8 protein-coding genes are annotated in these 22616 nt (G+C 33.8%); all 8 read left to right on the top strand.

The genetic code is table 11. The features are described from left to right. Window positions 1-47 precede the first annotated feature (47 nt). The 8 genes from OREMA_RS0103670 to OREMA_RS0103635 all read left to right on the top strand — a co-directional run bounded on the left by OREMA_RS0103670 (window position 48) and on the right by OREMA_RS0103635 (window position 21863). Window positions 48-1697, top strand: coding sequence for an Ig-like domain-containing protein (locus OREMA_RS0103670; RefSeq protein WP_018247930.1), 1650 nt, complete (start codon window positions 48-50; stop codon window positions 1695-1697). A gap of 227 nt (window positions 1698-1924) precedes the next feature. Then, a complete protein-coding gene (locus OREMA_RS18195; RefSeq protein ID WP_018247929.1) occupies window positions 1925-5254 on the top strand; it encodes an alpha-amylase family glycosyl hydrolase in 3330 nt (1109 codons plus the stop codon). Window positions 5255-5342: 88 nt separating this feature from the next. Next, a complete protein-coding gene (locus tag OREMA_RS18190; protein ID WP_018247928.1) occupies window positions 5343-8294 on the top strand; it encodes an alpha-amylase family glycosyl hydrolase in 2952 nt (983 codons plus the stop codon). A 275-nt stretch (window positions 8295-8569) separates the two neighbouring features. Then, window positions 8570-11002 (top strand): alpha-amylase family glycosyl hydrolase, encoded by a 2433-nt coding sequence (locus OREMA_RS18185; RefSeq protein WP_018247927.1) that lies wholly within the window; start codon window positions 8570-8572, stop codon window positions 11000-11002. A 356-nt stretch (window positions 11003-11358) separates the two neighbouring features. Then, a complete protein-coding gene (locus OREMA_RS19165) occupies window positions 11359-14187 on the top strand; it encodes an alpha-amylase family glycosyl hydrolase (RefSeq protein WP_018247926.1) in 2829 nt (942 codons plus the stop codon). A gap of 168 nt (window positions 14188-14355) precedes the next feature. Next, window positions 14356-16770 (top strand): fibronectin type III domain-containing protein, encoded by a 2415-nt coding sequence (locus OREMA_RS0103645; protein WP_018247925.1) that lies wholly within the window; start codon window positions 14356-14358, stop codon window positions 16768-16770. A 149-nt stretch (window positions 16771-16919) separates the two neighbouring features. Next, window positions 16920-19994 (top strand): alpha-amylase family glycosyl hydrolase, encoded by a 3075-nt coding sequence (locus tag OREMA_RS19100; RefSeq protein ID WP_018247924.1) that lies wholly within the window; start codon window positions 16920-16922, stop codon window positions 19992-19994. 981 nt (window positions 19995-20975) lie between these two features. After that, a complete protein-coding gene (locus OREMA_RS0103635) occupies window positions 20976-21863 on the top strand; it encodes a glucodextranase DOMON-like domain-containing protein (RefSeq protein WP_018247923.1) in 888 nt (295 codons plus the stop codon). Window positions 21864-22616 lie beyond the last annotated feature (753 nt).

The following is a 22616-nucleotide window of genomic DNA, read 5'->3' as shown; positions in this document are numbered from 1 at the left end:
GTTTTTATTTTTTCTTATAAAAAATATATTTCAAGGAGATGGTAGTTTTGAGGAGTAAGGAATTTTATTTATTAGTACTTTTAATTTTAGTGATTGGATTAGTTGGATGTTCAAGTAGTAGTGGAGGAGGTGGAGGTTCAGAATTAGGAATCCTAAAGATCAATGTGCCTAAAGATGCTGAAACAGGTGAAATTATAGCTAATTATACTATAGAAATTATAAATAGTGATGGGGCTATAGTTAAAACAATTGATGAAATTAATGATGGTGGAGAGTATGATTTTAAGCCTGGTACTTATAATGTTGAAGTAACAGCGACAGGATATGAAAAATGGAGTAGATCTTATATAGTTAAAGCTGATGACCCTATGCCTGTTATTCCAAAGTTAACTAAAAAGAGTACAGCAGTAGAGATAGAAGAATTAAGTGTTGATCCTTCTCAAATAACAGTATCAGTAGGAGATACATATGAATTACCTCAGTTTGCAACAGCAACAATGACAGATGGAAGCGCATCAACGGTAAAAGTGAATTGGAATAAGGAAGTAGATACAAGTGTAGCAGGAACTTATGAATTTATAGGAAGTGTGGAAGGGACAGAATTAACAGTAATCTTCAAGTTAATAGTTACTGATGAAGAAAGATTTATTGAGAGTTTAGATATTAATCCAAAAGAAGCAACAGTAGAGGTAGGGAATAGTTATAGCTTACCAGCAACAGCTACTGCAAGCTATAATGATGGAAGTGAAGAAACAGTAGATATAATCTGGGATAAGGAAGTGGATACAAGTGTAGCAGGAACTTATGAATTTATAGGAAGTGTAGGAGGAACAGAATTAACAGTAAGCTTCAAGTTAATAGTTAAGGAAGAAAGAACTATTGAGAGTTTAGATATTAATCCAAAAGAAGCAACAGTTCAAGTTGGAAGTAATTATAGTCTACCAGCAACAGCTACTGCAAGCTATAATGATGGAAGTGAAGAAACAGTAGATATAATCTGGGATAAGGAAGTGGATACAAGTGTAGCAGGAACTTATGAATTTATAGGAAGTGTAGAAGGAACAGAATTAACAGTGAATTTCAAGTTAATAGTTAAGGAAGGAATATTCATTGAAAATTTAGCGGTTAATCCTTCAAAAGCAATAGTAGGTGTAGGTGAAGAATATACTTTAGCAGCAACAGGAACAGCAACAATGAGTGACGGAACTACAAAAGAAGTGAATTTAACTTGGGAAGATTCCGATGGGAATATAGTTGAGAATGGAATAGTAGATACAAGTGTAGCAGGAACTTATGAGTTTATAGGAAGTACAGCAGGAACAGAATTAACAGTAGGATTTACTTTAACAGTAATTGATGAGTCTGCACAAATAGGAATTGAAGTAGACTGGGAAACAGCTCCAAAAGCTCCTGTATCTTTATCATCAACTTTAGATAATTCAGCTATAACTCTAAGTTGGGATGATAGTGAAGAAGGTATTGCAGGCTATCTAGTCTATCGTAGTACAGAAGTAACTGGCGAAAAAACTCCTTTAACATATAGTTTAATTACAGATACTAAAACTTATGTTGATGAAAATGTAGAAGCAGGTACAACTTATTATTACTGGGTTGTTTCTTATAGAAAGAGTAGTAATGGAGGATTTTTGGGAAGTGATCTAAGTGAAGCACTTGAAGTAACTTATGCTGCTCAATAATGAAGAGATAATAGTAATGATTAAATTCATCAGTCCAATGGAAGGGATTCTATAAAGTAGAATTGTCTTCTAGATTAATTGATGATTAAAAACTTTAAATCTATATCTGGCAAGTGAACTTATTTATCAAATATTATAATGGGTTATATTTTAGATTTTAATAAGTTTTACTTGCCTAATTTGGATGATAAATTATTAATGTTAACCTAAATGAAAGGTGGGATTTTATGTTTTATAAATTAAGAGGAAAAAAATTAGCCTTATTACTAAGTATAATTACTTTATTCATGTTAGTTGGATGTAGTAGTAATGGGGGGAGCGATGAACTAACTGGTAATCAATCAAAGTTAGGAGTTACAGTTAAGCTGCCTGGGAGTCAAGAAGACGGGGCAAGTATTCAAAAACTAGATATTAATTTAAAGAAGATAGAAGGAAAAGTAATTAATGTAAATGATAGCAATGATATTCATGAAAGTGAAGCTAAAATTGAGGAAGGGACTACAGAAGTCGGTCTTGAGTTTAAAAACTTAAAAAAGAATGCTAAATATAAAATAATTATCAAGGGGATCTATGTAGATGGAGATGAAGAAATTGTAGCTTACAAATCGCCTGAAGATACAACAGCAGTTACAAATGATGATGAGTCTACAGTTACAGTAACATTAGAACTTCAAGCTACTAAGAATTTAACTATGAATTTTGAGAATATGCCAGCAGAGGCTGCTAGTGGAATAGTGACTATAGTACCAGAAGAGGTTGGATTAGAGGCTGAGATAGATGTTGCTGAAGCAAAAGCTGATTTTGGTTCTACTCCAGCTGGTGAATATGCTGCAAAAGTCAAGTTATATGATAGTGAAGAGAATCTAATTGTAGATAAAGCTACTGAAGTTTTTGAAGCTTTACCAGGTCGTGCTGAGAATGTTAGTGTTGATTTAGAGAATACTACTTCTGGAGGAAAATTAAAAGTTAATGTAACTTGGCAGTTAGCTCCTAAAGCTCCAACTGGATTAACTGCTAAATATAATGAAAGTACTGGTGCAATAGACTTAACTTGGGATGATAGTGCAGATAAGTATTTAGTCTATCGAGGAACAAGTGAGGCAGAGAAGCTTCCTTTAATGGAGAAAGCGATCACTACTCATAATTATAGTGATACAGATGTTCAAGGTGACACAACTTATTATTACTGGGTAAGAGCCTATGATGCTGATGCTTTGGCTAGTGATTTAAGTGATTCAGTTAGTGAAACTACTCCAGCGCCAGAGGGAATTACTTTACACTTTAAATCTGATTCTAGTGCTACACCATATGTTTATAGCTGGTATACAGGTACTGATGGAACTAAGTATGAGCCTACTGGTGGTTGGAATAATCAAACTGCTATGGACTCAGAAAGCAATGGTTGGTATAAATTAACTATAAGTAAAGATAATTTAAATAATTATGAAAGTGGAATTAGCTTTGGAATAATAATTACAGATTCAGCTAATGGTGGAAATAAATTAACTGGTGGCGATACTGAAATTAAGGATTTAGGCCAATACTGGTGGGATGGAAGTGATTGGACAACAGATAATCTTAATGGTCCATCTGAACCAAAGATTCCAGTATCTCCTAAAGGTGGAACATATAAAGGAGATACAGTAATTGAGGTAGGACCTATTGATGATGGTGGTGCTAGTATAACTTCTAGTAGTTGTGAATTTGCTGGTGAAACATTTACACTTTCTACTACTGAAATTACTGAAATTAAAATAAGTGACTATGTAGCTGATGGTGAGAAGGGTACTTTAACAGCAAGTGCTACTAACTCAGAAGGAACAACTGAAGTAAGCTATGATTACACTAGAGATGATGGAGCGGTAGTTGATAAGTTTACTTGGGATAATGCAAGTGTTTACTTTGTTATGACCGATAGATTCTTTAATGGAGATCCAAGTAATGATAATTCTTATGGACGGATCACTGATTATGGTAGTGATAAGTTAAATACAGGAACTTTCCATGGGGGAGATATTGCTGGATTAACTGAAAAGTTAGAGGAAGGATATTTTGAAGACTTAGGTGTTAATGCAATCTGGATTACTGCTCCATATGAACAGATGCATGGTTTTTGTGGTGGCGGTTCTGGAGGTTTCCCTCATTATGGTTACCATGGTTATTATGCGCTTGATTGGACGATGATGGATAAAAATATGGGTACAATAGAAGAGTTTAGGGATTTTGTAAATACTGCTCATAGTCAAGGGATTAGAGTTGTAATGGATGTTGTAATGAATCATCCAGGTTATAACACTATGCTGGATGGAGTACAATATGGATTTGGTGGAATAGATGCTAGTGAAGAAGAAGTAATGAGTTGGAGACCATCTTCCGGTGAGAATTGGCACAGTTACCATGATCATTATATTGATTATGATAATAAATCTGCTTGGAGTAATTGGTGGAATGGTTGGGTTAGAGCAGGTTTACCTGGATATGAACCACTTGGGGAACCACCTTTAAAACAGCTTCCTGATTCTGGTTTGCCTGATATTAAAACTGAAATAACTAATAGTATTGGATTAGCACCAATACTAGAGACTAAATGGTCAATGGAACAAAGTGGATATGATCAATGGATTGTACCAGCTGCTGAAGAGTTAAGAAAGAATTTAAATAATAGTGCACCAGCTGACTATATTATCAAATGGTTAGCTGCGTGGGTAGAAGAGTTTGGAATTGATGGGTTTAGAGTAGATACTGCTAAACACGTTGAAAAATGGCGATGGGGACAATTGAAAGGTGCCGCAGAAGATGCATTAGATACTTGGAGGGCTGAGAATTCTAATGCCCCAGGAGCAGAATGGGATGAAGATTTTTGGATGACTGCTGAAGACTTTGGTCATGGTGTAGGTAGAAGTGATTATTTCAATGATAATGATGGAGATGGTACACAGGACTTTGAATCAGTAATTAATTTTTCTTTCAACCAGAATCCTCCATCAATATCTAATGTAGGAGATGTTTGGCAGGATTATGCTAATCGGATTAATAATGGAGATTGGAATGTGTTAACTTATATTAATTCTCATGATGCTAGGGATACCTATAATTGGTATGATACTAATAAAGATATGGGAACAATGCTACTATTATTGCCTGGTGGAGTACAGATTTATTATGGAGATGAGAACTCTAGAGAGCTTGGACCAGAGGTTGATGGCGATGCAAATCAGCCTACAAGATCAGATTATCAATGGAACACTAATCAAGATATTTTAGCCCATTGGCAGAAAGTTGGTCAATTTAGACATGACCATCCTGCTGTAGGTGCAGGTCAACAAACTGATCTAGGAAATAACACTTATGGTAGAACTTATAGTGGAAATGCTATGGAAGATAAAGTTGTAATTGCAATTGGTGGAAGTGGAACTACAAGTGTAAATGTAGAAGGAATCTTTGCTGATGGAACCCAAGTAAGAGATGCTTACGATGGTGATACTGCTACAGTAAGTAATAGTACAGTAGAGTTTGACTTTGATAACGGAGTTATCTTAATTGAAGCAGTAAATTAGTAATTTCAATATTTAATGTAGGGAAGACATTAATGTCTTCCCGAGATTCTAAATAATAGGAAATTATATTAGAAAGGAAGGGAGCATTATGAGCTTAATTAAGAAAAGAAGCTCTTTATTTATAGGGCTACTTATGTTGTTGATTTTGTTGACAGCTTGTAGTAGTGATGGAAACAATAGTAGTCTTAATAAAACTGGTAAATTAACATTAGAAATTCCTGTACCTGTTTCTACATTGGCTATAACCGATGCATTAGTTGAAACAGTTGAAGTTAAACTTACTAATCAGAATGATCCTGATGATGTTCATACAGAGAGCCAAAAGGTTTCTTCAGGTAGTGTTATCTTTAACATTGATAAATTAGCTGTAGGAAATATATATGATGTAGAGGTTAAGGCTTTAGATGAACCTGGCTATGATGTATATCAAGGAAGTAATGTTGCAACAATTTCTAAGTCTGAAGTTACAATTGTCCCTGTTGATTTGAAGTTATTAACTGCTGATTCTTTAGAGGTTAATATTGACACTGATCTTGATTATGATTCAGGAACGGTAAAATTAATTAATTCAAAGTATGAAGCAGAAATTATTAATGATCAAGCAGTATTAGATCAAGAGATTCTTGCTAACGATTACACCTTAGTGGTTCAGCTGTTTGATAGTAGTGGAGAAGAAATATTAAGAAAAGCAGGGGAAATTAGTATATTCCCTGGACGACTTACTATTACCGATCCAATAGATCTAGGTGTAGCAGGCAATTTAAAGATTATTGAAAAATGGGAAAGAGAACCACAAGAAGTAGTAGTTTCAGCTGATCCAGCTGGTGCAGAATTTCTAGATAGCCAAGAAATAACTTTATATGTTAGTGGAAGTGATATAGAAGTAAGTAGATATACTTTAGATGGTAGTAATCCAGCTACTGATGGAATTGATTATAGTAATGGAGATACGATTACTATTGGCGAGAATATGTCTGCCGGTGAGATCAAAACTCTTAGATTATATGGAGAAAATGATCTAGGTGAGATGAGTCAAAGCTATGAGTTTTCAAAGATCGAGAATAATAGTAGAGAACATCCATTTAAACTAGGAGCAGTATATTCTAGAACAGCAACAGACTTTAGAATCTGGTCGCCTGATTCTAGTAATGTTACGGTAGAAGTAGATGGAGACGAGTATGATTGTCAGCCAGTCAGTGTGGATGGATATAGTAATATTTATGGTGTAACAGTAAAAGGCGATTTGCATCTTAAGGAATATCAATTCAAGATTAATGGTCAGCCAGTAAGAGACCCTTATGGGGTAATGGCTAAATATGATGCCGAATTAGCCAATGGAAATGAAGGAAAAGAAGGTCAGGAACAAGGTGTTAGTATTAGGACTAATGTAGGTAGTAGTGTAAATATTGTTATGGACTTATCTAGAACCGATATTGATTGGTCACCAAGACCTGAACTTAAGGAAAGAGAAGATTCTATTATCTACGAAATGAGTATCAGGGATTTTACGATTGATAGTACTTCTGGTGTTAGCTCTGACAAAAGGGGTAAATTCTTAGGAGCTGTAGAGGAAGGTACTAGCTATTCTAGTGTTAAAACTGGAATTGACCATTTAAAGGAGCTAGGAGTTACTCATGTACAGATTATGCCTTTCTATGATTTTGCTACAAAATACAATTATGCCACTGGAGAGATATATAACTGGGGTTATGACCCAGTAAACTATAATATTCCTGAAGAGAGATATTCAATGACTCCAGCAGATTATGAAGAAAGAATTAAAGAGTTGAAGATGATGATTGATGAGTTCCATAAGAATGACATTAGAGTAATTATGGACGTTGTATATAACCATACCTTTGAGGATGAGATGTTTGAGAATATTACTGATAAGTACTATGATGGACAAAATTTATCAGGATGTGGGAATTCATTAGATACTGGAGTTCCAATGGTTAGTAGAATGATTAGAGATTCATTAGAATACTGGGTACGTGAATATAATATCGATGGATTTAGATTTGATTTGATGGCAGTTTATCATGATAAAGAAGTTCGTCAGTGGGGAGAGTATTTAAATGATCAATTCTCTGATAGAAACTTATTATTGTATGGTGAACCTTGGCGTGCTATGGGTAACCCTGATAGGTTTGAGAGCGAGAAAGCATTTTCGAATAAAAAACCAGTTTTAGCTGATGCTCATGTTGGAATGTTTAATGGTGGATTTAGAGATGCAATTAAAGGAAAAGGTAATGATGCAACTTCAGGCTATGCTTTTAATTGGCAAGGAAACCCTGTTGGTGAAGCTACGACAGGAAATATAGAGAGTGGAATTCGAGGTTCACTAATGGACTATAAGAGTCGTAATCCTTTAGGTGATATTTGGAATTATTTCAAATCATCTTATGACCCAGAACAGACAATTAATTATATTTCTGCTCATGATAATCTCTGTTTATGGGATAAGATTAATACTTGGGCAGATGCTAATAATCAAACGAGTCAAAATTATTTAAAACGGATCAATGATTTTGCTAGTTCAATAGTGCTTACTTCTCAAGGAATTCCTTTCATTCATTCAGGTGATGAGATGTTAAGAACTAAACATAATGGTCAATTTAGTGATCAAGCTCATAACTCTTATATGTGGGGGGATGAGATGAATAAGGTAGATTGGAGCTGGAAGACTCAAAATGATGCAAATGCTAATGGATTAAATGACACTTTTGAATATTTTCGTGATTTGATTCAATTGCGTAATGAGCATCCTGGTTTTAGATTAAATACTTGGGATGAGATCAATGATTGGATGACAACCTATATTCCATCTGATCGAGGAGATATAGTAGTTTCACAGATTGATGCTGATCAAAATAGCGATAGTTGGGATGAGATTATAGTTATATATAATCCTGGAGATAATTATCAGGTTAATTTGCCAGGTAGTGGATGGGAGAAGGTATTTGATGCTACTGGAGCAAATCCAACAGACCAGAGTAATACTGCTGAAGGAACTGCAGTAACTATCTTTGCTAAATAAGATTATGCTTAGAAATTAAATCTACTGTATATATTCAAAATCTAAAGTGTAACTTAAATATGTAGTTATAGAAGGATAAAGTGACACTTTCGGAGTTAGGCGTTAGGAAATGGGAGGTAGGAAGACCTTACTATCCCCTATGACCTAACTCCTATCACCTAAAAATGTCTCTTTATATCCATTAAGTTTCATTTTAGAGTTATTTAGCTATAAATTGATATTGATTAGTTTAATTAGATGAAATTAATTTATGTTAATCATAAAGGAGGTCTTTTATGCAAGCAATGATTAGAAGAAATAAATTATTATTGCTAACATTAATGTCATTTGTATTAGTGATGGCTGTAGGCTGTAGTAGTGATAATAATTCAAGTGATTTTATAAGAGATTCAAAGCTAACTTATCAAGTTAAGATTCCAGATGTTTTGATTCAATCGATAACAGATAAGGTTAAGGTTGATAAAATTGAGGTTACGATAACAAATAAAGAAGATAGTCAAGATATTCAAACTGAGACAGTAACTGCTGAAGAAGGGCAGCATTTAGAACCTATCATATCTGTTGAGTTTAATGAATTGGCACGAAATGCAACTTATAAGATTGAAGCTACAGCTTTTGATATTGATGATAAAGCTAAGAATGAATACCCTGTTTTCCGGGGGAATTCAGAGATACTTGTTTCAGGAGAGGTTACAGATGAGATTAAGTTAAAACTAACTGAGGCAAGTAATTTAGTAGTTAATTTAGATAATATACCAAGCGAAGCTACTTCAGGTAAGGTTATTTTACAAGGTGCTAATAATATTGAAGCAGATATTGACCTAGAGAATAATAAGGCTGATTTTAGTGGAAGCACTATTTCAGCTAACTATTATGATCTAGTTATTAAATTAGACGATAATACAAAAAAATATGGTGGAATTTATATCTTGCCAGGGCGAATTAGCAATACTGAAGTGATCGACTTATCAGGAGCAAGTAATGATCTAGGAGAGATTAAGGTTATTTGGGCTGAAGCTCCTGAGGCTCCAAGTAATTTAGTAGGTGAGGAGAGTAATTCTGAAGCTGTCTTAGAATGGCAAGGTGATGCAGTAAAGTATCAAATTTATCGTGGAACTTCTGAAATTTCTACCTCCTTCCTTGCTGAAACCAGTAATCTGAATTATACAGATAGTAGTGTTACACCTGGGGAAACTTACTACTATGCAGTAAGAGCTGTTACTGCTGAAGGACTGGTCAGTGATTTCACTAGTCTTGTTCCTGTGGAAATTCCAGGTAATGGACCAGTTGTGACGCAGGATTTCAATAATTTAAGGATTTACCAAGTTTTTGTTGGTACATTTTTGGATGGTGATGGAAGGGAGAATTTCCCTGCTGTCTGGGGAAATGATGATGCTTATGGAGATTTAGATGGTGTGATTGAGGCTCTTGATTATATTAAGGGGCTTGGAATGAATGCGGTTTGGTTAACTCCTGTTTTTGAGTCAAATGGAAATGATAAATTAGATGCTACTGGTTATTTTGCTCAGGATTATTTTAATGTAGATGATAACTGGGGGGGCAATGATAAGTTAAAGCAATTAATAGATGAAGCTCATGCAAAAGGATTATATGTCTTCTTAGATGGTGTTTTTGGACATCATAAAGGTAGTGTTAGACCTTCCCCTACAGGTAAAACTCCTGCTGGAGGGAATGATCCTGTAGACTATCCAGGGAGTTTAGAATTTTATAAAGAGGTAGCTACATGGTGGATTGAAGAGTTTGAGGTTGATGGTTGGAGATTAGATCAGGCTTATCAAGTTGCTACTGGGCCTCATGATGGTGATTATTATCAGGATAAAAATTATTGGGTAGATATTAGAAGAGCTGTTGAAGAGGTTTGTGAGCAAAGAAAAACTAGAGGTGAAGAATGGGGAACTCTTGGTTATATGGTAGCTGAAATTTGGGATGGTGGAGGAGAAAGTATCCTGAAGAATGCTTACACTGGTTATAATGGAGAGAAAGCTTTACTATCAGCTTTTGATTTTCCAACAAGATATAAACTTGTTCAAACTCTAGCAGTTGAAGAAAGTGGTGCTGGCAATAATGGTGATGCTTCTGCTCTTAATTGGGGATTCACTTCTCCTGATAAAATAGATGGTGTTTATCCAAATATGTTTCTTGATAATCATGATCTTTTGAGATTTGGAGACTTAATGCAACGTGGTGGAATAGGTGAATACTGGAAGAGATATAAGGCAGCTATGAGTTTTGTTGCAGCCTATACTGGACCTATAACTATCTATTATGGAGATGAATGGGGAGCTGAAAGAAAAGGATATATAAATGATGGTGATATTAATCAGGTTCATGATGATAACTGTGCAAGAAGTACTGGAAAAATTTCTGGATTTTCTACTAATGAGGAAAGTATGCTCGATTATACAAAGAGTTTGATGAAGATAAGATCAGAACATCCTGCTTTATGGAGAGGGAAAAGAGAGAATTTAATAGCAAGTGGACATCAATATGCCGATTTAAAGAGTGATCCAGATGGTAGTGAACAGATAGTTTATCTTTTAAACACTGGTACCACCCAAACTACAATTCAAGTCAATGTTGGAGGGAATGGATTAAAAGACCTTCTAACAGGTGAAATAATCAGCGGATCAGGAAGCTATAGTATTCCTGTTGATGGACTAACAGGCCGTTTCTTACTTGTTCAATAGTGAGTGGTGGCTTAAAAGATATAGCTTCGTGCTTCTAGAGTATAATTTAAATCTGGAGCTATAGATGGTGGATAATGCGACACTTTTTAGCTAGCTATTAGTCTCTAAATACGAGTTTTAACCCGTAGTCTGTGCAGAAGTCGCTCTAAGGGAATTACTTTTGGTCTAAAAACTAAAAAGGTTGAATTTTAAAGCTAAGTTTTTTAAATAACAGTGGTGAGTACTTATTAAGAGGTGAGAAGTTTTTGCTTCTTTATACTAGTTACTTATCACTGTTACAAATAATAAGTTTATAAGTCGGAATCTCCTTCCTTATAATTTGAATTAGGAAATAAATTTTTGAAAGGAAGGTCTGGATGAATAGATTAATAAAAAGAAAATTTTTATTCTTAATAGCAATTATAGCAATAGTTTCATTGATAGTAGGATGTAGTTCTGATGGGAATAAGGGTAGCAAAGGTATAGGAAAGTTAAATGTAGCTATCAATATTCCAACTGAATTATTGCAGACAATAACTGATGATGTCAAATTAGAAGGTGGTAAAGTATTCATTACTGCAACTAATCAAGATGATCCTAATGATAAACATCAACAGGATACAGCTGTTGCTGAAGAAATATCCTTTGAATTTAGTGAAGTAACTGAAGGTGCTAGCTATGATATAAAAGTTATTGCTAAGGATGAAGATGGTTATGCTGCTTATCGAGGTGAAGCTAGTGCTACTATAGCAGCAGCAAAAAATACTTTAATAGAGATGGAGCTTAAATTAACAGCAGCTGAGGCTTTATCTGTAGAGTTAGAGAACTTGCCAGCAGGTAATTTAGGAGAAGTCGTCTTAGCTAGTGCTACTTCAGAAGCTATTAAAGCAGATATTGACTTTGAAAATTCTATAGCTAATTTTGAGCAAGGAATAGCAGCTAATCATTATCCTTTAATGGTAAAGATAGATGGAGAGATTGTAAAGAAAGGTAAACTAGTTCTTTATCCTGGACGTTCGACTGTTGTAACTGTCGATATGTCAGCTAGTGGAATTGATTTAGGAGATCTACCAATTAAATGGGAAGAGCCAAGAAATGATTTTGAAGCACCAGTTGTTACATCTAGCAAGGAGCCAAAGCGTTATCTAAATCCAATAGAGCTAACTTTAGATATTGAGGATAATAAAGATCCAGAACCAAAATTGTACTATACAACTGACGGAAGTGAGCCATTAGAAGATCCAGATTATTTATATACTGGAGAAAAAATTAAGATTGATGAGAGTATGAGAATCAGTACTTTAGCAGTTGACAATGTAGGGAATAGAAGAGAAGTACAATTTAGATATTATATTGGAGCAGGAACAGATAGAACAGACTTTAGAAAAGAAACGATTTATTTCTTAATGACCAGTCGTTTTTATGATGGTGATCCTGCTAATAATATAGTATGTTGGGATGAAGAAAGCTACTTAAATAACCCACCAAGTGATCCTGCTTGGAGAGGTGATTTTCAGGGGCTTATAGAGAAGTTAGATTATATAAAAGCCCTTGGATTTAGTGCTATTTGGATTACTCCAGTAGTCAAAAATTATAGTGGATTAGATTATCATGGTTATCATGCAGGAGACTTTACAGAAGTAGATCCTCGTTATGAATCACCAGGAGCAACATATGAAGATTTGGTTGATGCTGTCCATGATAAAGGTATGAAGATTATCCAAGATGTTGTCTTTAATCATACTTCTAACATGGGAGAAGAGAACCTTTATCCACTATTCAAAAAAGATAATAGTGGAGATTATATCTATAATGATAATGATCCTAATAGCTTAGAAGCAAATGAACTCTTAAATACAGTGGCTAAGGAGGTTTATGGTAAAGATTATGCCAATTTAGTTCCTGACCTGCAATATAAAGCAAGAATTGCTGCAATGAAGGAAGACAATTATGATACGGAATATATTTATCATCATGAGAAAAATCTAGAGTGGGAAGGATATACAGTTCAAACAGGTCAAATTGCTGGAGACTGTGTTGATTTAAATACCGAAAACCCAAAAGTTAGCAAGTATTTACGAGAAGCTTATTATGGCTATATTGATATGGGAGTTGATGGTTTTAGAGTAGATACAGTTAAGCATATTTCCAGGTTGACTCTTAATAATGAATTTATTCCTTACTTTAAAGAACGAGGTGGTGAGGAGTTCTTCATGTTTGGTGAAGTAGCTTCTATATATAGCGGTATTTGGAATCATGATAACCCAAATATTTCAGTCCCATTTTATACTTGGAAGGAAGAAAAAAGTTATCCGTGGGGGGATACTGAAACTAATATGAGTTCTACTAAACAATTTTGGGAGGATAATAAAACATTAGATAATGTATCAACTTCAGAGAATCACTTATTAGATGGGAATCAGTATCATCAACCAGATTGGTCGATGCGTTCTGGATTAGACCAGATAGATTTTACCCTACATCATAACTTTATAGATGCTTCTACTGCTTTTAATAATCTAAAAGATGATGATAAGTTTTATAATGATTCAACTTGGAATGTAACCTATGTAGACTCTCATGATTATGGACCTAATGGTTCCTTAAATGAGAGGTTTAATCAAAGCCAAGCAACATGGGCAGAGAATTTATCTTTAATGTTTACCTGGCGTGGGATTCCAACAATCTATTATGGTAGTGAGATAGAGTTTAAAAAGGGAGAATCTATTGATCCTGCTACTAATAGAGATATTTTTGAGGAATCTGGTAGAGCATATTATGGAGATAATATAGAAGGAAGTGTTACAGCCTCAGACTTTGGAGAATATACAGCAAGTGGTACAGTAGCTGATACTTTAGACCATCCTTTAGCTCAGCATATTAGAAGATTGAATCAGATCAGAAGAGCAGTTCCAGCTCTACAGATGGGGCAATATTCTACTGAAGGTATAGATGGTAATCTTGCTTTCAAAAGAAGGTACACTAATGATAATGAAGCTATTGATAGTTTTGTATTAGTGACTATTTCAAATGGAGCTACTTTTAATGGTATTCCAAATGGAACTTATACTGATGTAGTAACAGGTAATAGTATTAATGTAACAAATGGAACTTTAACTGCTAATGTTAGTGATAAAGGTAATGCTAGAATTTATGTCTTAGATGGATCTGGTAAGATCGGCGAAGATGGAGAGTATTTACACTAATGTTTGATAATAAGTAATTTGCTTAAAGGGGGTAAGACCTCTCTTTAAGCAGATTTTTATGAAGTTAATTTACATTTTATTGAATAAATTCTTTTTTAAGGAATACAAGAAGGGGAAATCCTTATAATTACTATAAGATTAAATAAAAATTTGAAAGGTAGTGGACTAATGAAGTTATTAGAAAGTAAAAGAGGTTTAATTTTAATCTTATTGACTGTTGTTTGCTTGCTTTTTGTAGGATGTAGTAATGATGATACAGAGGATATTTCACATGGCGATGAGTATTTAAAGGTTTCATTTACTTTGCCAGGGAGTAAAGCGCAGATTGCTAGTTTGGGAGATAGCTTGAACAAGGTAAAAGTAACGATAGTTAATACAGAAGATGATTCAGATAAACAAGAAGATAGTAAAAAGATAGAGAATATAAACGAAGATGTTGTATTTAGTTTTTCCGATTTGAAGATTGGTGCTAAATATAATGTAATAGTTGAAGGTTATGAAGTAGTAGAAGGTGATAAAGAATATTGTATTTATAAAGGTAGTCAGATTTCAGATCAGATAGCAGAAGAGGAGATTACTCTAGTTGATGTTAAGGTTAACCTTACTGATTCAGAAGGTTTAGTTTTAATTACAGATAAGCCTAATGACTATGTTTCAGCTAAGGCAGTGTTGTTACCAGAAGATAATGGCTTAGAAACTGACTTTGTAGAAAGAGAGGATGCTAAGTTAAAGGCTGAATTTGGAGCTATTCCAGCGGGAACTTATTCAATTGGGATTTCATGGAATGGTGCAGAAGAATTAGAAATTGTTAAAGAACATTTTGATCTCTTAGCAGGGAGGGTTACAACTTTATTGTTAAGTATAAATGATGAAGGTTCTTTGGATATAGATGTAGATTGGGATACTGCTCCACCTGTTCCAAGTAATTTAGTTGCTGTCTATAGTGATACTGGTGTAGATTTAACTTGGGATTCAGTTGAAGGTGCAGATGGTTATCTGCTATTCCGTGGTGATAGTTCAGATAAGTATGATAGAATCTTAACTACTAAATTAATCACAGAGAACAGTTATACCGATGCTCTAAAAATTGATCCAACAACTGCTGATAAATATTACTACTGGATACAAGCTTATCGAGAAGGATTAGGTAGTGATTTAAGTGAGCCAGTGGCACCAAGTGAACCTGGTAAATTGGAGCTTAATATTCAACAACCAGTTGATAATAACGCTAATAAAATAACTGATGTTACTATTGAGTATAAAGAAGAAAGTGCATCAAGTTATACTGAGATTAGTGTAGGAACTATCGAAGTAGAAGCAGGAACTTATATAGTAAGGGCAAGTAAAGCTGGATATCAGACCTGGAAAGAGAGTGTTGAAGTAGTAGAGCAATCAGTGACTGTTAGTCCTGTGTTAAATAAAGAAGTTATTTCTAAATATAATTTAACAATTGCTCAACCAGTTGATGGTGATGGAAATAAACTAAGTGGTGTTAGAATTGAATATAAAGAAGCAAGTGCATCAAGTTATACTGAGATTAGTGTAGGTACTATTGAAGTAGAGGCTGGAGATTATCTACTAAGAGCAAGTAAAGAGGGATACAGAAGTTGGAGTAAAAGTGTAACGATAGATGATGATACAAGTCTTAATCCAAAGTTAACTGAGCAGAATGGTCCTGTAAATGGATATTATGCTACTAACCCTAATGGTCAGGTGGGTCAATACAAGACCATAACCGACTTGAGTGATTGGACAGAAGATATGAAGATAGTACAAGGAGTTATAGCTGATACTCCTAGATCATGGAGAGGATACCATGAAATTCCTGATCCTGATTTATATGCATTATTTGCAGCATGGGATGATGAGAATCTATATTTAATGGTTGAGATTCCAAATATTGATGAGGCTGATACTATAGACCATGATGCATCCTTTGCAGGTTCTCAATTCCTACCTATGGGATGGGTTCTAAATACAGGCAAAAGAGTATCTGGTACAGGTTTAATGGTTAATGGAAATAATGTTTGGTGTCAAGATAAATTTTTTGAATTCCAAGGTGGAGTGGATACACTTATTATGCACCATCCACGTTTAGGAGTAGGGGAGCCAGGGCTGTTTTTTACAGATGACAATGGAGAGTTTAGTTATGAAGAGGGTGAGTACCTGTTTAGTTTCCCAAATGCTGGAATTGAAAGAGATGTATACTTTAATGAATCGATAAGTGAAAAGATGTGGGCGGCAGTTGTCCCAGGAGAAGGTATGGCAGGTCTTGGAGGTAAAGATAGTACCGATATGTCAACCTATGATTATATAGATGTGAAAGCAGAAGGGAAAAAAGCTTCAGCTTATCAGATCACAATTCCTTTAGTTTCTCTAGAAATAGATAGAAATTATCTTGAGACAACAGGTATAAGTGTTGCAGTATTTTCAACCTTTGGTGAATCTATAATGGACGTTCTACCATGGGATCCAACAATGATTGATAATGCTAAAGAACCTTATGGTCCAGATTCAAGTACATCTTTTGAAAAAGAAGATTATGATAATATTACTGCTTCTATGGCTAGAGTAGGAAATTAATTGAGCAGTTTAGTCTAGTTTATTAGCTAATTTAAAGGGGAGACTTAGTCTCCTCTTTTATTAGTGAACAGATATCTAAATTTACTTTATCTAATAAAAAAGTAAAAATGGAGAATGGGACTTAAAAATTAAAATGGAAGGAGAATACTATGAATTTATTAAGAAATAAGAAGTTAGTATTATTCTTATTATCTCTATTGACCTTGTTTTTGTTACTAGGATGTAGTTCTGATGGGGATAAGGGTAGCAAAGGTATAGGAAAATTAAATATAGCTATTAATATTCCAACTGAATTATTGCAGACAATAACTGATGATGTCAAATTAGAAGGTGGTAAAGTATTCATTACTGCAACTAATCAAGATGATCCTAATGATAAACATCAACAGGATACAGCTGTTGCTGAAGAAATATCCTTTGAATTTAGTGAAGTAACTGAAGGTGCTAGCTATGATATAAAAGTTATTGCTAAGGATGAAGATGGTTATGCTGCTTATCGAGGTGAAGCTAGTGCTACTATAGCAGCAGCAAAAAATACTTTAATAGAGATGGAGCTTAAATTAACAGCAGCTGAGGCTTTATCTGTAGAGTTAGAGAACTTGCCAGCAGGTAATTTAGGAGAAGTCGTCTTAGCTAGTGCTACTTCAGAAGCTATTAAAGCAGATATTGACTTTGAAAATTCTATAGCTAATTTTGAGCAAGGAATAGCAGCTAATCATTATCCTTTAATGGTAAAGATAGATGGAGAGATTGTAAAGAAAGGTAAACTAGTTCTTTATCCTGGACGTTCGACTGTTGTAACTGTCGATATGTCAGCTAGTGGAATTGATTTAGGGAATCTACCAATTAAATGGGAAGAGCCGAGGAATGATTTTGAGGCACCAGTTATTACACCTAGCAAGGAGCCAAAGCGTTATATTGATCCAATAGAGCTAACTTTAGATATTGATGATAATGAAGATCCAGAACCAAAATTGTACTATACAGCTGATGGAAGTGAGCCATTAGCGGATCCAGATTATCTATATAATGGAGAGATAATTGAGGTCAATGATAGTATGAGGATCAGAGCTTTAGCTGTTGATGCTGCTGGAAACAAAAAAGAGTATAAATTTATATACTCTATTGGAGAGTTACCACCACCTCCAGATAGAACTGATTTTAGAGAAGAGACAATTTACTTCTTAATGACAGCTCGTTTTTATGATGGGGATTCTAGTAATAATCGTTATACTAGAGCTGGTTTAAATGCTGGGAATGATAATAACAATGATCCTTCATGGCGTGGAGATTTTGCAGGTTTAATTGAAAAATTAGATTATATCAAAGCTTTAGGATTTAGTGCTATTTGGATTACTCCTCCAGTACTGAATAGAAGTGATTCTGATTACCATGGTTATCATGCCTGGGATATGACTGAGATAGATGGAAGGTTAGAATCACCAGGAGCTACCTATCAAGACTTTATTGATGCAGCCCATGACAAGGGGCTGAAAGTTATTCAAGATATTGTGTTAAATCATAGTAGTAGATATGGAGAGAAGAATTTACACCGAAGAATTTTATGGGGAGATGCTCATGACCCAGATTGGGGCTCGGCAAGGTTTGGTGGAGAAGCTGATTATTATGATGAGTATAATCCAGATTTTGAATATGATGGTATAAGTGTAGAACCATTATCAGGAAAGAACTTTTACAATGGAGATGTATATCAGAAGGAGAAACCAACTCTTGAGCAGATGCCTTGGCTTGCTGATGATAGCTATCTAGAAGATTACAGGTATCTACAACAGAATGCCAAAGAATTAGCTTGGTTGCCAGTAGATAATTTAAAGCCAGATTTAGATCGTTGGGGTAAGAAAACTCAATACTATAGTCCAGAAGGATGGCCAATCTATGAGTATCAATGGTCAGGAGATTCGGCCAATATGTTAGATCCTGAAATTTACCACCTCTTCTTCTTAGGAAACTGGGAGGCCTATGATGTTCAAGCTGGTAGTATACATGGTGATTGTATAGATTTGAATACGGAAAGTAAAAAAGTTCAAGATTACTTGATGGATACTTATAATCGATATATTGAGATGGGAGTAGATGGATTTAGAGTTGATACAGTTAAGCATATTAGTAGGGTGATGTTTAATCGCCACTTCAATCCAGCTTTTAATCAAAAGGCAAAAGAAGTTAGAGGAAAAGATGATTTCTATATGTTTGGTGAGGTCTGTGTTAGAGTAGGTGAAGTCTGGAATAAAGCTCATCCACCAATATCTCAACCTTTCTATACTTGGAAAGAACCAAAAGGTAGTAGTTCTTATGGGGATTTATATAGTGAGAGAGATTGGTATGCTGCATTAGAAGGCTATAATCTTGCTGAAGAAATAGGTACAGGAGGTCAGCCAACTAGTGATAATCATTTATTGACTGGACCTAATGCTAATCAATACCATCAACCAGATTATTCTAAAGCATCGGGAATGGGTGTAATTGACTTTAGAATGCATTGGAATTTCCAAAATGCTGGTAATGCTTTTAATGTACGTAATGGTGATCAATATACCAATGATGCTACTTGGAATGTAACTTATGTGGAATCTCATGATTATAGTCCTTTTGAGATCGGAAATAGTCATTATAAAAGAACTGATGATCAAGATACTATGGCAGAGAACTGGACATTAATGTTTACTTGGAGAGGAATCCCAACTATTTTCTATGGGAATGAAATCTTATTTAAAGCAGGAGAACAGATTGATGGGAATCCTTATGAAATGAAATTAGAGGATTCAGGAAGAGCTTATTTTGGTGATCATATTGAAGGTGATGTAGATGCTACAGATTTTGGTGAATATACTGATGCCAGTGGAGAAATAGCTGATACTTTAAATCATCCATTAGCACAGCATGTAAGAAGATTAAATATAATCAGACGTAGAATCCCAGCTTTACAGAAAGGACAATATTCTACTGAAGGGGTAGATGGAAATATAGCCTTTAAGAGAAGGTTCACCGATAAAGATACAGATAGTTTCGTACTTGTGAAAATCGCTGGAGATGCAACTTTTAATAGAATTCCAAATGGAACTTATGTTGATGCAATAACTGGAGACATCAAAGAAGTGACTAATGGTAGTTTAACTATTGAATGTAGTGGAACAGCTAATGCTAGAATTTATGTATTAGATGGACCAGGTAAGCTTGGAGAGGATGGACCTTATTTAAAGTAATAATTAATTTATTTAAATATAATATCTTAGTAGATAGGTTTAGAATATAAGTTAAGTTTTTTGGATAATATTGCAAACATGAAATTTGATTACTTAGTCTGTGGGAGGTTCATTACCCACAGGCTTTTTTTATGGATAATTGAAAAGAAAAAATTAATAAATATTAATAGATAAGAATTATTAATGTATAAAAAATAGATAAATGAAATATTATATTTAAAATAATCCTGTAGATTAGTTAGTGATGTTCAAACTCCTAAACTGTCGCAATATCTATTTATTATAACGCGTTGTGCTAGTTGAATTTTAATATAAATAGTGTCTTTTTATGGGGATAATGCGACAGTTTTACTTTTTAAAAGCAAACAAAATTTTTAGGTTCCGCCTAAGGGCGGGTTACCTTTTTTCCCTAGATAAAAAAGTAACCAAAAAATCATTTAAAATAATGTGGAAAACGCTTGTGCTTAATTAGTAATATCAGATTAATTAACAATTATAGAGTAGTTATTAAAATTTAGTTTTATTAACTATACCGCTTTCTTTCCTAAAAGAACTAAAAGATACAATAATAATGCAATTATTTGATAATTTGTTTTTATAAATCTTGAAAAGTAAGCGGACTTCCTTTAGAGCGAATTACTAACAATTAAATATAATTTATCTAAATAGTTTGCAAAATTAATAATATAAAGAAAGCGTTTTTCAAAGTGATTTTTTTGGTTCGTTTTTTCATCATTGAAAAAATGAACATATAAAATAAATGCTTAGTTAAAAGTAGATAGAGATAGATATATTAAAAATATTATGAAATATAGAGGGAGAAAACTGTCGCTTTATCTATCTATTATAGTGATTTTTATTGAATTAGAGTTGTAGAAAATAATTGCTTTCCCTTATATAGTTAGTTTAAAGTTTAATATTGTTAGTGATTTTATCATAATAATAGACAATAAGACTTTTATCAAGCAAGGGGAGATATTAATGCTAAGATTAATGAATTTTATATTAGTATTTTTGATTATATTTTTTTGCATATGTTATGGATCTATAGTAGAGGCAGAAAGTAATATTATTTTTCAAATGAATGATCCAGTTGGAGATGAATATGGCCCAGGGACTTATACTTATCCCAAGAATGAACAATTCAGTCCTTATGAAGGATTATTTGATTTGACCTATTTTAAGGTTGATTCTAGTAATGAGAATTATAACTTATATTTTAAGTTTATAGAGCTAGTGAATCCTTGGCATGCTAAATATGGTTTTAGTCATCAGTTAGTTCAAGTTTATATCAGTAATAGTGATGAAGGTAAGTTGGAAACTTTTAAAAAAGGTGCAAATATTAGATTTGAAGAAAGAAATCCATGGAATAAATTAATTAAAATAACAGGATGGTCATTGGAGGTTTTTGACTATCAAGATAAAGCTACAAAAGATGCCATAATAAAAGAGGATAGAATAGAGATATTAGATGATAAAAAAACGATTAAGGTAAGTATCCCTAAAGAGCTTTTGGGAGATCTTTCTAAAGCACAATATTATGTTTTAGTAGGCTCTTTAGATGGATTTGCTTATGATAACTATCGTGAAGTAATCAAGGAATCGGAAGGGTGGAAGTTTGGTGGTGGAAGTAATACAGATCTTAATCCAAATGTCTTAGATATTTTAGTACCTGAAGGGATGGATCAAAAAGAAATATTAGGTAGTTTTGATCTGCAACAAGGTAGATTAGCAGTTGTACGTGCTGTAGGTCCTGAGTTAGGGCTACATTGGAAATTGATTATTATCTTTGGGTTTCTGACTGTTTTTTTAGCTACAATAATAGGGGCAGGAATTAAATATTTATCCAAGCTATTTACTAATGTATAAGAATTACGCGTTGTGCTAGTTAAATTTTAATATAAATAGTGTCTTTTTATGGGGATAATGCGACAGTTTTACTTTTTAAAAGCAAACAAAATTTTTAGGTTCCGCCTAAGGGCGGGTTACCTTTTTTCCCTAGATAAAAAAGTAACCAAAAAATCATTTAAAATAATGTGGAAAACGCTTGTGCTNAATTAGTAATATCAGATTAATTAACAATTATAGAGTAGTTATTAAAATTTAGTTTTATTAACTATACCGCTTTCTTTCCTAAAAGAACTAAAAGATACAATAATAATGCAATTATTTGATAATTTGTTTTTATAAATCTTGAAAAGTAAGCGGACTTCCTTTAGAGCGAATTACTAACAATTAAATATAATTTATCTAAATAGTTTGCAAAATTAATAATATAAAGAAAGCGTTTTTCAAAGTGATTTTTTTGGTTCGTTTTTTCATCATTGAAAAAATGAACATATAAAATAAATGCTTAGTTAAAAGTAGATAGAGATAGATATATTAAAAATATTATGAAATATAGAGGGAGAAAACTGTCGCTTTATCATTCTATTGTATCAGTTCTTTTAATAGCACAAGACATAATAATTCTAAAAGTTTATCCGATACCTAAGCGACTCTAACATTGATTCTTCAATTTTAATTACGAAATGTTGAACCAGTATGAAGGCCTGTTCTTTAGGTCATACTTTAGCACTTCTATCAAGTGGGAGAGCACTGCGATCTTTTATTTTATACGCA

This window comes from Orenia marismortui DSM 5156, assembly GCF_000379025.1.
GTDB classification, from domain to species: Bacteria; Bacillota; Halanaerobiia; order Halobacteroidales; family Halobacteroidaceae; genus Orenia; species Orenia marismortui.
This window is presented reverse-complemented; position numbering and strand designations above follow the sequence as displayed.